General features: G+C 43.8%; 11 protein-coding genes. 4 read left to right on the forward strand and 7 right to left on the reverse strand.

Annotated features, from left to right (window positions below; genetic code table 11):
* Window positions 1-42 precede the first annotated feature (42 nt).
* Genes IR083_RS14100 through IR083_RS14115 form a run of 4 tightly spaced genes read left to right on the forward strand, consistent with a single transcriptional unit; the run spans window position 43 to window position 6,588 of the window.
* Window positions 43-2,373 carry a GH92 family glycosyl hydrolase gene (locus tag IR083_RS14100; RefSeq protein WP_194224795.1) on the forward strand — a complete coding sequence of 777 codons (2,331 nt, stop codon included), beginning with the start codon at window positions 43-45 and terminating at the stop codon, window positions 2,371-2,373.
* Between the two features lie 21 nt (window positions 2,374-2,394).
* A complete protein-coding gene (locus IR083_RS14105; protein WP_194224796.1) occupies window positions 2,395-3,849 on the forward strand; it encodes a glycoside hydrolase family 28 protein in 1,455 nt (484 codons plus the stop codon).
* A 21-nt stretch (window positions 3,850-3,870) separates the two neighbouring features.
* Window positions 3,871-5,280, forward strand: a complete 1,410-nt coding sequence (locus IR083_RS14110; RefSeq protein ID WP_194224797.1) for a glycoside hydrolase family 28 protein — start codon at window positions 3,871-3,873, stop codon at window positions 5,278-5,280.
* Window positions 5,281-5,292: 12 nt separating this feature from the next.
* Entirely contained in the window at window positions 5,293-6,588 is a 1,296-nt protein-coding gene (locus IR083_RS14115) for a histidine-type phosphatase (RefSeq protein ID WP_194224798.1), read from the forward strand.
* A 698-nt stretch (window positions 6,589-7,286) separates the two neighbouring features.
* On the opposite strand, the gene IR083_RS14120 is transcribed toward IR083_RS14115, so the two are convergent.
* The 7 genes from IR083_RS14120 to IR083_RS14150 all read right to left on the reverse strand — a co-directional run bounded on the left by IR083_RS14120 (window position 7,287) and on the right by IR083_RS14150 (window position 19,839).
* Window positions 7,287-8,501, reverse strand: coding sequence for a trans-sulfuration enzyme family protein (locus IR083_RS14120; protein WP_194224799.1), 1,215 nt, complete (start codon window positions 8,499-8,501; stop codon window positions 7,287-7,289).
* 130 nt (window positions 8,502-8,631) lie between these two features.
* Complete coding sequence (locus IR083_RS14125; RefSeq protein ID WP_194224800.1) at window positions 8,632-10,677, reverse strand: alpha/beta hydrolase family protein; 2,046 nt, start codon at window positions 10,675-10,677, stop codon at window positions 8,632-8,634.
* Between the two features lie 74 nt (window positions 10,678-10,751).
* Window positions 10,752-12,008, reverse strand: coding sequence for an OsmC family protein (locus IR083_RS14130; protein WP_194224801.1), 1,257 nt, complete (start codon window positions 12,006-12,008; stop codon window positions 10,752-10,754).
* A gap of 37 nt (window positions 12,009-12,045) precedes the next feature.
* Complete coding sequence (locus IR083_RS14135) at window positions 12,046-13,593, reverse strand: RagB/SusD family nutrient uptake outer membrane protein (protein ID WP_194224802.1); 1,548 nt, start codon at window positions 13,591-13,593, stop codon at window positions 12,046-12,048.
* A 34-nt stretch (window positions 13,594-13,627) separates the two neighbouring features.
* Window positions 13,628-16,732, reverse strand: coding sequence for a SusC/RagA family TonB-linked outer membrane protein (locus IR083_RS14140; protein WP_194224803.1), 3,105 nt, complete (start codon window positions 16,730-16,732; stop codon window positions 13,628-13,630).
* 418 nt (window positions 16,733-17,150) lie between these two features.
* Window positions 17,151-18,332, reverse strand: a complete 1,182-nt coding sequence (locus tag IR083_RS14145) for a cation:dicarboxylate symporter family transporter (protein WP_194224804.1) — start codon at window positions 18,330-18,332, stop codon at window positions 17,151-17,153.
* Window positions 18,333-18,381: 49 nt separating this feature from the next.
* The gene (locus IR083_RS14150; protein ID WP_194224805.1) at window positions 18,382-19,839 is read right to left on the reverse strand and encodes an amidohydrolase; all 1,458 of its coding nucleotides are present in this window, start codon (window positions 19,837-19,839) and stop codon (window positions 18,382-18,384) included.
* Between the last annotated feature and the right edge of the window lie 14 nt (window positions 19,840-19,853).

Below are 19,853 nucleotides of genomic sequence, written 5' to 3' on the forward strand. Positions count from 1 at the left end.
CTTCACCCCTCATTTCCCAAATAGGATATTAATAATATATAAATGAGACAAACCATTTACACATATTGCTTCGCACTGCTGTCTATTATATTGCTACAGTCTACCATGTCGTGCTCCGGAGGCTATCGCGATACTATCGAGGATTCGCGGATAAAATACATTGATAGCCGTATCGGCACTGCTGCGAGCACAACTCATACGGCAGGTAAATTCGGAAAGAATACGGAGGAATACGGACAGACACTTCCTGCTGTACTCGAGCCGAATGGCATGAATTTCTGGACCCCTCAAACACGCGATACAGAACAGAAGTGTATCGCTCCTTATTATTATGCAGACACATTGTTGCAAGGGTTCCGAAACTCTCATTGGATTGTAGGCGGATGTACTCAGGATTATGGTTCAATGACGCTTATGCCTCTTTACGGAACTCTGCGCTGCCAGCCTGAATCACGGGCAACCCGTTTTTCGCACCAGACAGAAAAAGCAACCCCGTCTTATTATGCCACTCTCCTACCCGACGAGAATATTTATACCGAGATGACTGCCCGTTCCCGTTCGGCTATCTACCGTTTTACGTATAAGAAAGCAGGGAAGGGATATTTGATTGTCAATCCTAACAGCGACGAAGGACAAGGATACATCTCTATCGATACACTCAACAATCTGATTTACGGATATAATCCTGTTCACCGCATTTATCAGGGCTGGGGAGAACCTGCCGGATACAGTGGTCATTTTATCATCAGCTTTAAGAAGAAAATAACAGGCTATGGGACATATAAGGGGGACTCCTTATTTTCGCATACCACACAAATAGAAAATTCTAAGCAAATAGGCTTATATTTAGAATTCGATGTGAAGGAAGGGGAAGAGGTCTTGATAAAGGCCGCTTCATCTTTTGTCAGCAAAGGAGGAGCTATGCATAATCTGGAAACTGAAATTCCTCATTGGGACTTTGACCATACAAAAACAGAGCTAAACAAGATATGGGAGAAACACCTTTCCACAATACAGGTGGAAACAGAGAACCTTGTGGATAAAGAAAAGTTTTACGGCGCCTTCTACCGTGCCTCTTTCCTGCCACGTACGTTCAACGATGTGGATGGGCGTTATCCGTCTTTTGCCAAAGGCCTTCCGATACGTCAGTTATCCGAGGGGGAAACATACTATGAGGATTACAGCATGTGGGATACTTACCGTGCACTACATCCGCTGATCAACATACTCTCTCCCACCAAAGGCGGAAACATGATGCAATCACTTGTACATAAATACGAACAAGGCGGCTGGCTACCCATTTTTCCTTGCTGGAACAGCTATACTGCAGCCATGATAGGCGATCATTCTATTGCCGCTATCGGCGACGCATATAGCAAATGCATCCGCAATTTCGATATTGAAAAGGCATATGAAGGGATGAGAAAGAATGCTTTCGAGACTCCTGCGAATCCGGATGAATACAGAAATGGTATGGGACGCCGGGCGCTGACATCTTATCTCAAATATGGCTATATTCCCCTTGAGGATGCCGTACCGGATGCATTTCATACCAATGAACAGACTTCGCGGACTTTAGAATATGCCTATGATGATTTCGTACTTGCACAGATGGCTAAATCTTTAGGTAAAACGAAAGATTACCAGGAATTGATATCACGTGCGGCTAATTACCGGAACGTCATTGATCCCCGCACAGGATACGCTCAGGGACGTCATGCCAACGGTACTTTCCTGAATGAAGATAATGCTTTCGACTTTGCCCAGTTCATTACCGAAGGAGCCCCTTGTCACTATACATGGTACGCTCCTCACGACCCATATGGCCTGATGGAGTGTATGGGTGGTAAAGCAAACTATATAGTGAAGCTGGACTCCATGTTCAGCGAACAGCGCTATTGGCACGGAAACGAACCATGCCATCAGATTGCCTTTATGTTTAACTATGCAGGAGAACCGTGGAAAGCCCAACGTACCGTACGCCATATTATGGCAACAGAGTATATGAATACACCGGGGGGACTTTCGGGTAATGATGATGCGGGACAGATGTCAGCATGGTACATGTTTGCAGCTATGGGATTTTATCCTGTCTGCCCGGGTACGCCATATTACATGCTTGCCAGCCCGTCATTCCCCAATCTTACCCTGCATCTGGAAAATGGAAAGGCCTTTACAGTAAAGGCTCCGAATACATCCGGAGAGAATATCTACATACAATCGGCAACGCTAAACGGAAAACCTTATACGCGTAATTACATTACACATCAGGATATAATGAATGGTGGAACAATCGAATTTGTTATGGGTAACAAGCCTAACCGGGAATGGGGAACCAAACCGGAGGATTGCCCGCCTGATATGATGAAGTAAAGATATAAAGAAAGGATATACATGATAACATCTCTAAGAATTACTATACTGTTTCTGCTTGCCCTTTGCAGTTCTGCGGCATGGTCTCAATCAGTTTATAACATCGTAGACTATGGGGCTGTTCCTGATACTACACAACTCTCTACAAAGGCCATACAAAAAGCAGTGGATGATTGTGCGGCTCATGGAGGAGGTATAGTATTAGTCCCGCCCGGCAATTATCTCAGTGGTACAATTCAGCTCAAAAGCTTTGTAAACCTGCATCTCGAAGCAGGTGCTACACTTTATGCCAGCAGAAGAAGCGAAGACTTCAGTAATTTCACCAGAGAGATCGGTGCGGCCGATAATGCCGAGGCCGAGATGCTGGTCGGCGCAGTCAATGCCCAGGATATTTCCATCACCGGACAAGGTACATTACATTGCCAGGCAGAGCGTGTTGGATACCGTAGAGAGCCAAAGACTGAAGTTACAGACTCTATAACCGCGCGGGAGATCGTCAATGCCGGATTATATGGTATAGACTATCAGAGCAAGTTCAAGAAAGTACCGCCTTGTCCGGGAGCGATCAACTTCACTGGATGTACTAATATTCGTATCCGGGACATACAGGTTGTTGAATCTTCTTTCTGGTCGGTACACCTGCAATGGTGCAACAGAGTATCTGTTGACGGTATATATATCATATCCGATCCTCACAATGGCGTTAACGCGGATGGTCTGGATATTGACGGTTGCAGCAATGTGACGGTCAGTAATTGCCGGATTGATACCGGAGATGATGCCCTGTGCCTGAAAACAACCCGCCAGAACGGGAAAACTCAACCCTGCCAATATATTACCATCAGTAATTGCATTCTGACTTCCTCTTCAGCAGCCTTGAAGATAGGGACAGAATCACACAGTGATTTCGAATATATAACCGTATCCAACTGTGTAATCAACCGGGCCAACCGGGGGCTAAACATCATCGTCCGCGACGGAGGCACTGTGCGCAATGTGATCTTCTCTAATATGACTATCAATACTGTACGCAAAGAAACATTCTGGTGGGGAAATGGCGATCCTGTCTGGTTCACGATACAGAAGCGCGGGAACATTCCCTCAGCCGGAAACATAGAGAACATTACGCTTAGTAACATCATTGCCTACGGACAGAGCGGTATCCGGATGGAAAGCTTCAGTAACCGGATGAAAAATATCCGCCTCCGCGACATACAGCTATTTATGGAACCGGAAGACGCTATTGATAAAAGATCACGTAACGGATTCCTGTTTCATGGCGTAGATGAACTATCCCTTGTCGATTGTCTTGTACGCTGGAACAAAGACAAACCGGAGAAGCTCTGGGAAAGCGCTTACCTTTTCAGGGAAATCAACGATTTGACCCTGATAAGGGTGAAAGGAGAGAAAGCGCCGGATAGTCAATATGAGGCCTTCAGATATGAAGGCTGTGAAAAGCTAACTATAGACAAGTAATCAATCAGAAAAGCTATATTTATGAAAATTAAAGCACTTTTGTTTATCTTATGCGCCATCTCCCTGTTAGGTGCCTGCAATAGTCCGAAAACAGGCGAGAGCACCTATAACATTATAGATTATGGTGCTAAGGGAGACGGAAAGACCGATGATGCCACAGCAATACAGGCAGCTATTAACGCATGTTCTCAATCGGGTGGCGGCACAGTACTTATCCCCGCAGGACATACTTTTATGTGCAGTCCCTTTGAGCTGGCTTCATATGTCGAACTCCGGTTGGAATCCAATTCCCGCCTGCTCGCCAATCCTGATGAGACGGTATATACACAAAGTGCTTTCCGCGACAACCGGGGCGAAGGCATGATGTGGATACACGGGAAAGATCTGAAAGAAGTCTCCATTACCGGAACGGGTACGATTGACGGGAACGGCATCGCATTCATGGGAAAAGAGTTGGAAGACTCTTATGAACTGAAGCCTGTGACCGACTTCGATCCCCGCCCGCATGTATTGACTCTCATCAATGTGGAGAAAACCGTGATAAGAGATATTACCATCCGCAACAGTGCCTATTGGACTGTTCACCTTATCGGCTGCAACGATGCTTCCATCGATGGCATTACCATACTAAACGACCTGAAGATACGCAACGGCGACGGCATCGATATAGACCATTCCAAGAACGTACGCATTGCCAACTGCCATATCGAGTCCGGTGATGATTGTATATGCCTGAAAAACCGGCGGGAGTTTGAAGAATACGGTTCTTGCGAGGACATTGTTGTAACAAACTGCACTATGATCTCCCGTTCGTGCGCCATCAAGATAGGGTCGGAGAATATGGATAAAATCAATAATGTACTGTTCAATAACTGCATTATCAAGAACAGCAACCGTGGCATAGGCATCCAGAACCGCGACGAAGGAACTGTCACCAACGTAATATTCTCAAATATGATCGTGGACTGCATGTTCTTCTCCGATGTATGGTGGGGAAAAGCCGAACCGATTTACATCACCTCTTACCCACGTGCCATAGGCAATCACAAAGATGCAGGCTGGCGTTTCCCGAAAGGAGCTACCGAAGGCCGATGCGGAGAAGTAAGCCGTATCTATTTCTCGAATATCAAGTGTACCAGTGAGAACGGTATCTTTATAGGCGGAGATACTCCCGACAAAGTCAATCATATCTATTTCAAGGATGTAGACCTGCTATTACAGAAACGTACTGCATACGAAGGCGGCATCTATGATAAGCGTCCCTGCGACGGTGAAGGCTTTATCCACGACAAGACTTATAGTTTCTATCTGGATACAGCATCTGATATCCGGCTCGATGACTGCACTGTTACCTGGGGCGATATCCGGCCCGATCATGCGGCTGAAGGCATTAAACAGAAAAATGTCCGTAATCTGAAGACTAATAATTAAAAAATAATGCATATGAGGCAATGTATCATACTCATATTATATTTGCTGTGTACCCTTTCAGTCCGCTCTCAACCGACTCTAGAACAAACCGGAAGTATTTATTACGCTTATCCCGCTCCTCCTGAGATTTATACTCCTGCACCGGAAGGATACGAACCGTTCTACATCAGTCACTATGGCCGTCATGGTTCCCGCTGGATGACATCGGACGAACGTTATATAGAAGTCCTGCACGTTTTCGATTCGCTTTATCAGCGTTCCGAATTGACTCCGCTGGGCATAGATGTCCGTAAACGCCTGCAACAAGTATGGGAAGACGCCCGGGGCAAGAGCGGCAATATAACCCCTCTGGGTGAACGGCAGCAACGTGAAATAGCCGGGCGGATGTACCATAATTTTCCTCAGGTATTCCGCGGAGATGCATATATTGACGCCCGTTCGTCCACCTCGCTACGCTGTGCCATGAGTATGAGTTATTTCACAGAACGTCTGAAAGAACTGAACCCTGCATTGCACGTAGATCGGAGGCCTTACCAGCGATATATGGATTATATCGCCTACACCTCACCGGAAGGAGAAAAGTTTTCTTCTGAAAAAAGACCAGCTCCATGGAGACGCAGTTTCCGTGATTTTGAGAAGAAAAACGTTCGCCCGGAACGCCTGATGGCTTCACTATTTGTAAATCCCGATGCAATAACAAATCAGGATGCCCTTATGCGTGGAATCTACTGGATTGCAGCCGATATGCAGAATGTAGACATAGATGTTACTTTCTATGACATCTTCCAATACGAAGAACTAGTCGGCATTTGGAAAACGGTAAATGCACGCATGTATGTCTGCAATGCCAATGCTCCGCTTAATGGTGGTTTGATGCCCCGTTGCGCCATACCTTTACTACGCAATATAGTGGAAAGTGCGGAAATCGCTATAAAAGAAGGAACTCCCGCGGCCGATCTCCGTTTCGGACATGATACGCACCTTATCCGATTGCTTGCACTGATGCAGGTCGAAGGATGTAGTAATAAGGAGACCGATATGGAAAAATTCCATCTCGCCTGGCAGGATTATCGTATTTCTCCTATGGGAGCTAATCTGCAACTTATCTTCTTCCGCAATAAGAAGAATGAGATACTGGTAAAACTTCTTTTAAATGAAAATGAAGTAAATTTACCGTTAAAGAGCCATACCGCCCCCTACTATTCATGGGAGACAGTTAAGGCATTCTTTAAAGAGCAATTAAAACAGGACCAAACCGAAGTACACCCGGCTACCCATAGCCCGCTCTCTGAAGATACGGACTATTAAAGCGACGAGTGTGAGATTATCACTCTTAATCAACTTTTATCCGCCTGCTTTTGAACCTCGAAACCAACAATAATTTACATTAATTAACTATATATAGTTAAAAGGTAACAAAAGTAACGGAAACAATTAAAAATTAAGAATGAATAATTAAGAATTGTGTTTTTGTTACTTTTTCAAAAACCTGACAAAGTTGACACTTTTGCAATGTTTTTCATTGTTACCTTTCCAATTTAAAAAAGTAACAAAGGTAACACTATTTTCAGTTAACAGTTAGCAGTCATCAGTTAACAACTGGTAAGATATAAAAACTTTGCGCCTTTGCGTCTTTGCGTGAAACAAAACAGGGCGCCAGCCAACCAGTAACTTGTAACTGTCCAAAGGGCCAAGTAACTCGTAACTGTTAAAAGGTTACAAAGGTTACACATGTATCAGTCATCAGTTAACAGTTAGAAGCCCTTTATACTTATTACTCAATACTTACTACTTTGAAAAGGTAACAAAGGTAACACTTTTTCTACCTATTACTTTTTAGCCTCTCTGTAGCCTCCCTTTGGAGAGAAACAACGTTCGACGGAACGAAGTGTAGTCAATGGAGGGGCCATTCCAATCTGTCAAAGAACTATCAGCCGGCGGCTAAAGGCTATCAGCTAAATACATAGATAAAGTTTTTAATATCTGATTCGCTTTGGCAATATTTTTCAGACAAGCGCCCTCTCCAGATCGCTAATTAAGTCTTCGGCATCTTCCAGACCTACAGATAATCTAAAAAGTCCATCTCCTGCAAAATCATTCCATGATTCCAGTTGCTGAGGAGTTGAGAATTTAAACGAAGTTTTTAATAATTCATTGCTATCCAGATAGAAGATCAAAGAACGATGATGACCGAGCGAAACTGCATAATGAATTATTTGTAATCTCTCCACAAATTTGCGGGCCTGTGACCTTCCGTTATCTATCTGGAACGTAATAATTCCCGAGAAATTTTTCATTTGCCGCTTTGCCAGTTCATACTGAGGATGTGACGGCAAACCCGGATAAAATACACGCTTAACTTTCGGATGTTTCTCCAGATATGCTGCAATTTTGAGAGCATTCTCCTGATGAACCCGCATACGAAGAGGAAATGTAGCTAAACCTCTTAATATCAGCCATGCGTTAAACGGGCTCAATACTCCGCCAAAACGGATGGCTGTCTTTTTCCTTAAAGGAACCAGATTTTCTTTACTACCCAGAATGACTCCGCCCAAAGCATCACCATGTCCGCCTAAATACTTGGTAAGTGAATGTACCACAAAACCGGCACCCAGTGCCAAAGGTTTCGTAGCGGCAGGTGTTGCGAATGTTGAATCTACAGCCAACTTCGCACCTGCTTCCCGTGCAATTTCCGCCACGGCGGCGATATCTGTAAGGCGCAGCAGGGGATTACAAGGGGTCTCTATATATATCAGGCGGGTGTTTGATCTGACAGCCTCTTTCAGAGACTTCAGGTCGGAGGTATTCACTTTTGTGATTTCAATGTCCAACCCGGGAATCATTTCATTCGTCAATTCAGCAAGGGCTGCATAGGCTACATCACTTACAATCGCATGGTCTCCGCCCTTCAGTAAATGGAAAAGTAATGCGACGATGGCGCCCATCCCGCTTGCAAAGGCAACAGCCGTTTCGGCCCCCTCGCAAATAGCCAGTTTTTCCTCCAGTTGATGAACGGTAGGATTACCCCAACGGGAATAAAGCCATGAATCATTTTCGTCAAGACCTTCAACGGAAAATCCGGCGTCGGCATCTGTAATAAAAGTTGTGGACATTATTAGATTCGGGGAAGAAGCTTTAGTCACAGGATCGGGAAATTCCCCTCCATGAATTGCTTTGGTTTGCTCTCCCGCATTCAGTAAAAAATCAGATTCTTTGGACATATTCTTCTCTTTTATGTTACTCCGTACTCTATTTTCCGGATGACTTTAATACCAGCGAAGTTATATCCTTTATAAAAAAAGAAAAATACCACTAACATGGTATTTTCCAAATGAGAACAAAAATCTCCGTCTATAAATATTTCTGAAACCACCGGGTAATTTCATCCAGGCGTTTGATCCGGTTTGTAGGTTTCCCTGACCGGGATAATTCATGGTTTTCATTGTTGAATATTATCAGGCGGGTCGGGACTTCAAAATATTGAAGGGCGTAATACATCTGCACACCTTCAACCAACCAGCATCTGTAATCCTGATCGCTATGGAGGAACAACGTTGGTGTATTTACCTGATCTGCATATTTCAGGGGAGACTGGTCCCACAGTAGCTCACTGTTTGTCCATAGATTATGACCGATATACGATTCGGTAAAAGTATGTCCGATATCACTCGTGTTGCTGAAGGAAATCCATGAAGAGATGCTCCGTTGCGAAGCCGCCGCTTTAAATCGATTGGTATGTCCGATTATCCAGTTGGTCATATATCCGCCGTAAGATCCGCCGGTAACCCCCAAACGTTCTCTGTCGATAAACGGAACCTCTTCTATCGCTGCATCCACAAAAGCCATGAGATCGTTATAATCTACAGAGCCGAATTTACCCCGCAGATCAGTAAATGCGTTTCCCCTCCCATTACTGCCTGTGGGATTGGTATATAGAACGGCATAACCCTGATTTGCCCAATACTGCATCTCGTGAAAGAATACTGTCCCATAAGTTGCTTTCGGGCCTCCATGTATATTTAATATAGCCGGGTATTTTTCGTTCTTCTTATAATTGGCCGGAGGCAGGATATAGCCGTTTAGTTCCCGTCCATCTTCATTTCTGAATTTTATTTCTATAGGTTTCACAACATTATGGTTCTCAAACAGGGCCGTATTAATGGAACTCAAAAGGGAAATCTCTCCTTTACTGTTGAGAAAATACACTTCTTCACCCTGTTGCTCTGCCATGGCTACAATCAGAAAGCCATCCTTATAGGGTACATAATCGTTTATAGAGATATTTTCCGGCGAACGAAAGGATATAGAGGTGTCCTTGTAATTTATGTGGATAAGTGGAGCCTGATCTATCACCGTTGAAACAAAATTAAGCCCGTCTTTATCAAATGTGATTTTGCTACGGCCCCCCGACTTGATATCAGAGCCTATGCTATTGCCTATCGCATACAAATCTCCGTCATATATTTCATTAATATTCCCCGAAGTCAAATTCAGACGATAAAATTCAGGATTCTCCTGTTTGTTACGTTCTAAACTGCGATTGACCAGAACGACAAATTCATTATTGTCCGCAAATTGGATTTGGGAGCAAACGGCTTTATTGAACAAATTCCATTCTTTTTTCTCCAATGTTCCGGTATTCAATGATACCAGACTGTTATCTTGTGAAGCCTTCCTCCGGTATGTTTTACGGATATAAGCCAGATGCTTCTTATCGGGACTAAGTTCTATGTCGGAAACCGTTTCCAGAGAATCTGACAAGCCGGTAATTTTTCCTTTATCATAATAATAAAGATGGGTACGGGTTCCACTGATATCACCCTGACCATTCGACCAAAAGGGTAATTCATCGAAGATACGATACTTTCCATTTTCTTTTTTGTCTTTGAGTATCTCCGTCCGGGATTCTTCTTCCGGAGCCAACCGATAAGAAGCTGTAAAAAAGAAACGGTTTCCGTCTATCAGCCGGATATCTTTTACAGCATAAGGCAACCGCAACCATTCTGTTGTTTCCTGATAACCTTTGGTCAATTTCTGAAATATTGTGAGCCGCTCTCCTTTCTTTAGTCTTTCTTTGTCCTTTTCATCGCGTACACTTTTGAAAATAATAGTATCGTTAAGAAAAAAGTAGTCGGAGACATTTTCTGAAGATGTCAGTCTTAACTCCCTTCCACCCACCAGCTGATATAAGTCACTCCGGTATGTGTCTCTCTCTAAATCCGGCTGTCGAAGGATAAAGAATATATCCCCTTTATTTTCTTTCAGATTAGAAATGCTCCTAACTTTCGTAAAAAAGTCGATACCGACCGGTTCTTTGCCATAGGCCGAATATCCGTAACCTGCATAAATGGGAAAAAGAAAGACAGTCAGCAATATAATGGTATAAATTCTCTTCATATTTTTCGAATTAATTATAAAAATTGGAAGTGCCTGCAAGAAGCACTTCCAACAAATCCACGATCTGGATTTACCTAATCACCTATTTTAACTATACGGCCTTCTATTGTTTGTTCATCCTTCAATAAGTTATATATCGGACAAACTGCTTCTACGGCATCCCGCAACACTTTTATTTGTTCGTATGTTGCCGGAGATTTCACATGCACAGTATAATGAATCCCATACGGATAGCCGGGGACATTCTCAAAACCACTGCGCCCGGCACGAATATCGGAAGTGGCTTTTACATTCACTTCCAGCGAATCGAGCGGAATCTGGCGGGCAGCAGCCTGAATCAGGAAAATATGAGTAAGGCAGCTTGTCAACACGCCTAACTGATGTTCCTGAGAGGTAGGTCCGAGATCGCTTCCTCCCAGATATGCAGGATTGTCGTGCAATATACGGAACTGGCGGATCTGAAGCTGGCGGACACCGTTATTGTTTACTGTAACCACCAGAGGATTACGGTTCTCATTATTCGCCAGCGATGGATTCTTCTTTCTCTCTTCTTCCCGTTTCTTACCTTCTTCCTGAAGATGTAAGTACGCGGCACGCTTATATTTCAGATATTCACGGAGTCCGGGCTGCCCTCCTTCCGGTATCACCAGCTTATCGGGAGTCCGGGTATAATCAATTTCCCCGGTCACTACCTGCGGTTTAAGGATAAAATTGAATATCGGAGAATTTGCTTCCGCGGCTTTCCGTAATTCTTCCAGTTGCTTATCATCCGCTGATGATTTTATGTATGCAGTGTAGAGGAAGTTACGAGGATAGTTTACTTTATTTGTAGGGGCGGCATCGGGGCGATTTATAATTTCGATTCTTAATGAATCGACAGGTATATTTCTCAGAGCTGCCTGACTAAGGTAACTATCCGCTAAATCGCTGGCTATGATCGCAACCTGCGATTCAGGTGAACCCGGCCCTACATTGTAACCCGCAAAGTCCGTCCCGCTATCGCTTATGATCTGGAAGCCGCGGATACGCATTCTCCGTAAGCCCGACCTCTGCTCTGCTGTGGTACGGGCTTCTAATGTCACAGCCTGTAATTCCTCACTTGGCAGGCTTTGCAATTTAATGAGAGCTTCCCGCCTGCTGAAAAGATAGTTGCGCAATGGACTGGCATTCTGTTCAAATACCTTTTTAACCGCATCTTTTACAAATACAGAACCGGGGCCTGTATTAGCATTATCGGTCTGTGCATCAACTGACGTTGTTCCAAATACGGAAAGTATAATAATAGCCAATATACTTATCCGTTTTTTTGTATCCTGTGAATAGATTTTCATATTGCTCTTTTTAATGGGTTTATATTATATAATTTATTTATTCGAATCCGGCATAAGGATTTGCACCAGTCTTCGATTCGTTATAACCGTCATATCCCCAGTTCTGCCATAAACCTTCAGGATTTATATTCCGTTGGGATTGAGGTATAGGAAAACGGTAGTTTTTGAGGCTTACGGAACTTTTCTTGTAACTCTCGTCTAATCCCGATTCCTTTAAGGTCTTGACGTAAATTCTCCATCTTACCAGATCGAGCCAGTGGCTTTGCTCATAGGTAAGTTCAAACATCCTTTCCTGCTGAACCGCTTTTCTGAAGCCGTTGTAATCAAGTCCTGCCGGCAAATCGTCCGGAGATGTCTGATTTAGAGGAAAATGTTCGAAAGCTCTTCTCCGCACCTGGTTTATTGCGTCATAAGCATCTGTTGTCGGTCCGTTATTCAGTTCATTGATTGCTTCGGCTTTTACCAGCAAAATATCGGCATAGCGTATGATAGACCTGTTGATATTGCGGTTACTGGCCGATCCCAACGGGTCGCTGGCATCGATATATTTACGATAGCGGGGACGGGTGAATGTAAAGACCGAATTTGTAGAAGGATTGTATAACTCTTTGGCATATGTCCCGCTCTTCCGTTGATCACGGTCGTCGAAAGCGTCATAGTATTTATTATCCGAAATAAGTACGTGAGGAGTAGAATTGCTGAAACCGCTGGAAAAGGCACAATGGGCCAAATGGTTTCCTCCGCTACCGTCGGTAGCAGTACCGGAAGCATGCTGAGTTGAGAAAATACTTTCTTTCCCGTTCTTATTATTTACATTCCAGTTGTCCAGAAAATCTTCTTCCAGTTCGTATCCTGTTACACTATTGGCTGCGTCTACAGATTTCCGGAATCTGTCTTTGCGGGCTGTGTCGCCCCCGCTTTCAGATGTTTGCGCCCATACCAGATATACTTTTGACAATAATGCATAAGCAGCGCCTTTGCTCGCCCTGCCTTTATCGCTGTCTGCATAACTGCTTACATCCGGCAAATTATCCGCGGCATTTTTCAGGTCGTCTTCAATCTGTGCATACACCTCATCTATCGACGCACGGGTCGTATTTTTTCCATCAACATTATGTAAGACAAGCGGCACTTCTCCCCAAAACTGCACTGCATAATAATAGTAGTATGCCCTCAGGAACCGGGCTTCGCCGATAGAGCGTTTCTTAACGGATTCTGAAACGGTTTTGGATTCCGACAATTTATCTATGGCATCGTTTGCGCTTGTAATGCCTACATAAAAAGCAGTCCATACCGATGTCACATAACTATTGGTCGGCTCCCACTGTATCAAACCCAATAATCCTCCTCCACTATTCGGATTCTCCCCCGAAACAGTGGTTTCGGTGGTCAGATCTATCATGTACGCCAGCGAGGTACTTATGCCGACATTCGGCGTATAAATCCCGTTGGTGAGGGCTATGGCGTCCTCATCCGTTACGGGAAAGTTTCCGCCCATCAGTTTGCCTATGGGCGTCACATCAAGACTATCGCTGCATGAAAGAATTGTCACCGATAATATTAAGGTATATAATAACTTCTTCATCTCTTTCTGATTTAATTATTTTATAGTAAGCTGTTTAATAAGATATATTCACGCCAAAAGATATTGTCTTCGCTGTGGGGTATGCTCCGGAATCTATACCGCTGGACACTTCAGGGTCGTATCCTTTATATTTGGTAAAGGTCAATAAGTTTTGCCCCGTTGCAAAAATTCTGAATTTTGTCTGAGGAGCCTTTGTTATTTTCACAGGAAGGACATAACTCAGAGTTATATTTTTCAGACGTAGAAAAGAGGCATCTTCGATATAGCGGCTATCGAGCCATGTGGCCGATGTGACAGAGGCTTTAGCAATTGTGTTTGACGGATTCTGCGGCGTCCATCTGTCACGGAGTGTGGCTAATACATTGTAGCTGGTGGATGGTGATTCCAGTTCCTGCCGGAGCTGATTGTATAGCTGATTGCCTTTACTACCCTGAAAGGCTGCAAATAAGCTCAATGATTTATATCTCAGTGTGGTCGAAAATCCGTATGTGAAATCAGGCTGAATAGAACCTAAAACAACTCTGTCCTCATCCTGAGTAACTTTGCCATCGTTGTTTTGATCGACATATTTTACATCACCGGGTTCAACATTCGTTTTCCAGCTCGGCGCAGGCACTTTCGAAATATCTGTTCCTGTTTGTACTATTCCATCGAAGGCAACACCATAGAAAGAGCCCAAAGATTCCCCTTTCTTTATGATCGTATTACCGGACAGGAAATAATCCAGATTACCGATATTGGTGACTTCATTCACATTTTTAGCGATATTGGCAGACAGATTCCATTGCAGGTCTTTCTGGTCTATAATGCTGCCTGTCAATGCGAATTCCACTCCTTTATTTGTAACATTGCCCACATTCATAAGCATGGTACTGAATCCTGTTGTTATTTCCACAGGCACATCCAGCAGCAGGTCGCTTGTCTTTTTATAATAAACATCGGCTGTAATGCCTAGTCTGCGGTTAAGCAGATTCAGATCAAAACCCAGATTATATTGCGATGTTTCTTCCCATTTCAGGTCGGGGTTTTCAGCATTAGCCCTGCCATAAGCCGTAACGAGCTGATTATTGAAAGAATATACCTTTGTAGCGTATGTCGCTTCATACCGGTAGTCACCTATCTCCTGATTGCCGACAACCCCGAAACTTCCCCTCAGTTTCAGATCATTGATGACCTTATTATTTTTCAGGAAAGGTTCCTCGCTGACGTTCCATGACAAACCGATGGACGGGAAATAACCCCATTTATGATTTTTTGCAAACCGGGAGGAACCATCCGCCCTGAATGTTCCGGTAAGATTGTACCTGCCGAGGAAAGAATAGTTGACCCTTCCCAGTACCGAATTGAGGATAGATTCCGAACCGCCCGAACTTGGAGACAAGAGAGTGGCGCCTCCCTGCAGGTTATGGTAAGACAATTGTTCGTTAGCGAAATTACTGGCCGATGCTATCGAGTATTCTATATCAGTGGTCTGGGTCGTATAACCGGCCAATATATCCACATAATGGTCTTTATTCAGCTTCTTTGTGTAATTGAGCGTATATTCATATTGCCACGAATCGAACCGCTTGTTTCCGATACTTCCGTATCCTTTAGCCAGAAAACCTGCCGCAGCGCTGGAAGGCGCGAAAAAATTAAGGGTCGTATTACTCAGATTGGTTCCTGCGCTGACCTTAGCCACCAACGAGGGGATGATGGTATATTTAGCGAAAAAGTTTCCGATGAGAGTATTATTTTTTGTCTGCGATGTAGTATTAACCAGATCCGATATGGCATTTACGGTACGGTCGCCAAATCGCAAATCCCCTTTTTCGAAAAGGTTATTGTAATTATAGCTTCCATCCTGATTGTATATAGAAACTACCTGCGGTATCCTCAATACATAATCGAGCGAGTTTGAAACACCATTTACATACAGTCCGTTATAGCTGCTCAATCCGCTTTGATCCATTTTACTGGCTGTAACGTTCAAACCTACGGTCAGATTCGAGAATAAATCCCTTTCAAAGTTGAACCGTCCGCTATAACGCTTAAAGCCCGTGTTCAGCAAGATTCCATCCTGATCGCTGTAATTACCAGATAAGAGAAACCTTGTCTTATCATCTCCGCCGCTTATCGAAAGCTGATGGTTCTGGGTTGTCGCTGTGCGCAGGGCCGCATCTTGCCAGTTTGTACCTTCACCCAATTGTGCTACTTTTTCAGCGGTAAGTCCGGTTTCGCTGATATTCTCAGCCGATGCGATTTCCAGATAAAGTTCGCCCCATTCCCGAGCGTTCATCAGATCGAGCTTTTTACGGGCTTGCTGCCAGCCGATAGAATATTGATATTCAATATTCGTCTTCCCTTTTCTCCCACTTTTGGTAGTAATAATAATTACACCGTTTGCTCCACGCGAACCATAGATGGCCGAAGCGGACACATCTTTCAGCACCTCTATGGATTCAATATCACCGGGATTCAATGCAGCTAACGGATTCAATGCCCCGGCAGCACGGCTTATCCCGATATTGGCCGACGAATTGTCGTTATATATTATAACCCCGTCTATCACATACAAAGGCTCATTCCCTCCGTTTATAGAGTTTCCTCCACGTATGCGAATGTTGGAAGTAGTTCCGGGCTGACCGGAGTTTTGGGATACATTCAAGCCGGAAACGGCTCCCCCCAGTAATCCATCGAATGAAGTGGATAATTGCGATAACGCATCTTTTGAAACCGAAGAAATAGCCCCGGTAAGTTCTTTACGCTTTTGGGTACCATATCCGACCACGATTACTTCGTTCAGATAATTTAAATCTTCCGTCAAGGGAATAATGATCGGCCCGTTATTTTCATATACATCCAGTTCCTGCGATTTGAAACCCACAAGAGCCACCCTGATAGTAACAGGTAGCTGACCCGAAACAGGGAGAGAAAATGACCCGTCTATATCAGTGAGACTACCCTGTGTGGTAGAAACCAATGCGACCGATGCCCCGACCAGAGGCTCCCCGGTTTTTTCATCTACAACTGTACCTTTTATTACTGTTTGCCCTATCATATTACCGGACAACAATAGAAAGAATATGAAAATGTAATAATACTTATTTACACGATACCTGTCTCTTTTATCGCTAAAAGAGCTAATTGTTTTTGCCATAATTTTTTAATGAATATCTATTATAGCCATGCATAGAAGGCTACAAGAAGTGTTTGTTTATAGATTGCTTAATTGAAGGATAATATCTTGCACATTTATTAGTTCAGGGGTTCAGAACCTTTATAGTACAGTTCGGACTACTCCGGAATATATGCAGATATCAATCAGGGGAAATAAACCGACGGGTTTATTTTCGGAATAGTAAAATATAGGTTAACAACACATTCGCATGTGAAAACAAGAAGTTGGGCATTGATCGATGGATGATGATATGTGTAGAGAATAAAACCGGGACAAATTCCTTTGTTCCTCATGTTCTCCTCCGGATATGGAGGAGGCCTTAATGGTAATAAAATTTTTCATAGAGTCTTTTTATATTAGTTAATACTTGAATAACCTCATTTTCGTATATAAGTGCTTATTGCGGCAAATCTGCACTAAGATTCTTTTTATCGGTGTAAGTTGATAAGGCAAGAGTAAGAGCTCCGTCGCTGGTTATATTATGAGTAGTCCCGAAACTATCGAGAAGAGCAAAAATCGTTATCATCAGAGCTGCTCCGGCATCATCTATTCCTAAGACAGCATGTATCAAGCCTAAAGAAGTGATAAGTGTTCCTCCGGGCAACCCCGGAGCAGCTATCGCGAAAATGCCAAGTAGCGGAATAAAAATGAGTATCTGAGTTATATCCGGCATAGTTCCGTATAATAATTGAGAAACAGCAAGGGACAGGAATACAACATCCAGTATAGAACCCGGAAAGTGGATATTACCAAACAGGGGTATGGCAAAATCCCTTATCTCCGGCTTCAACTCAGGACATTTCTTTGTTTGCTCTATGGCGACTCCCAGACTGGCGGCCGATGACTGTGTTCCCAATGCAGTCAATGCCACCGGTCCGTAGTATTTGAGTACTTTCCAGGGATTTACACGGGCATACAAACCCGAAGAAATATAAAGAAAACTTATCCATATAAGGTGACAAAGCACAGTTATCACCAATATAGCTAGAAATACAGGCAGTCTGGATGCCAATGCACCTTCGTATGCCAGAATACTGAAATTAGCGGCAATAAAGAAAGGAAGTATCGGAATCAGGATTTTCTTTACCATCGCAAAGATCAGATCCTGAAATTCATATAAGGCCGCTTCTATTTTCACAGCTTTGGTCCATATGACAGACAACCCCAATAAAAAAGCAAATACCAAAGCGCTTAATACGGGCATCAAAGGAGGTATATCCAGACGAAAAAGCATCTCGGGAAGGCTATTTGTCGCTTCTTTGACCGGAACTATATCAAGTAGCGGAATTATCTTATAGCCCACAAAGGCAGCCAGTGAAGCACTTCCGATACACGACACATAGGCCAGTAATAAAGAACTCCCGAGTAACCTCGATGCGTTCTTCTTGAGACGAGTTATAGATGGAGTAATAAATCCGAAAATGATAAGAGGTATAAGGAAAAAGATAACTTGCCCAAGAATATGTTTGATTGGTAATACAACCGCGATTAAAGATTCAGAAGCAAAAAGTCCGAGTACCACACCTCCCAGAACACCCAGCAAAAGTCTCAGGGTGGTGTTTGATAATAATTTTCTCATGCAGATACAGTTTGAATAATTTATTCTTTTAAAATATTACAGATCACAATTATTTCTTCACTCTGTAATCGAGTGCCGGCTTCCGGTCTCCAAGTAGTGGTACATACTTGAAGCCAGCTCCCCTGCGGGTATCGAATTCGTCTTTTATCTCCTTTACCAATTCCGGATTTGTGTATAATTCTATAGCTGAAAGGCTGAATACTTTAGCTGTATTTATCAGCGATTTTGTTCCTATAGTAGAACCTCCCGCCGCTACATTTTGCCAGCTATGCCCGGCACTTCCCGGTACAAAGGTCGCCGTATTGAAACTTACGGTAGGAACTACCCAGCTAACGTCACCCACATCCGACGAGCCACCTCCCAGCGAAGGTTTTTCTTCTTCCAGAGGCTTCACCGATCCGGCATCTTTCAGTATGCTGATATCTTTATTCAGTCCCTTTACTATTTCCTCGGCGAAGGCCTTTTCACGTGCGTCATAATGCACGCCACCCACTATTTCGAGTTTACGCTGTACCAGTTCCGACAGTTTGCGGTTATTCAGACGCTCATAAAAACCGGATACAATCTCAGACTTAACTTTTGTCTGTGTCCCTAAGGCTGCACCTTCGGCTGCCTGCCCTATCCATTCCACAAGGTCTTTGAGAATCTCTCTTTTCGGACTCCGTATGTAATAGGAAACCCTGGCATAATCGGGTACTACATTGGGCGCTTCGCCTCCATCGGCTATAACGTAATGTATCCGAGATGACATCGGTACATGCTCGCGTAAAAGATTGACCATATAATTGAGTGCTTCTACGCCATCTAAGGCAGACCGCCCCTTATCAGGACTTGCCGCAGCATGAGCCGCCACTCCAAAGAAGCTATAGTCTATCATTTGTATGGCTGTTCCCGTATCGGTTGTAACTCCATTCCCGGTAGAAGGATGCCAGTCAAGGACGACATCTACGTCGTTAAACAACCCGTCCCGTACCATGTAAACTTTACCGCCGCCGCCTTCTTCGGCAGGTGTACCAAATACTTTGATTGTACCTGTGTGTTTTTCCGTATCGAGCCATTGTTTTATAGAGACAGCCCCTGCGACTGCTCCCACTCCGAATGTATTGTGACCGCAACCGTGGCCGCTCCCTCCTTCAACCAAAGGTTTACGATAGGGGACTGTATCCTGCGATAATCCGGGTAAAGCATCGAATTCGGCCAGCACAGCTATCACAGGATGCCCTGATCCGTAAGTGGCGACAAATGCGGTAGGCATGCCGGCAACTCCGGCCTCAACTGTAAATTCATTTTCTTTGAGATGGTTTTGGAGCAAAGCAGAACTTTCCGTTTCAAGAAAACCCAGTTCAGGATTACGCCATATCGTTTTCTGTAATTTATCATATACAGAGAAAGACTTGTCCAAATAGTTGATGGACACATTGTTTAATGGGGTATTCTTTTTATTTCTCTGTGCAAATACAGTGACAGCTAATGTTGTCAGAGCGATTGCCAACAATACTTTTTTCATTTTATTCCTTTCGT

Source organism: Dysgonomonas sp. GY75, assembly GCF_015234155.1.
Lineage (GTDB): Bacteria > Bacteroidota > Bacteroidia > Bacteroidales > Dysgonomonadaceae > Dysgonomonas > Dysgonomonas gadei.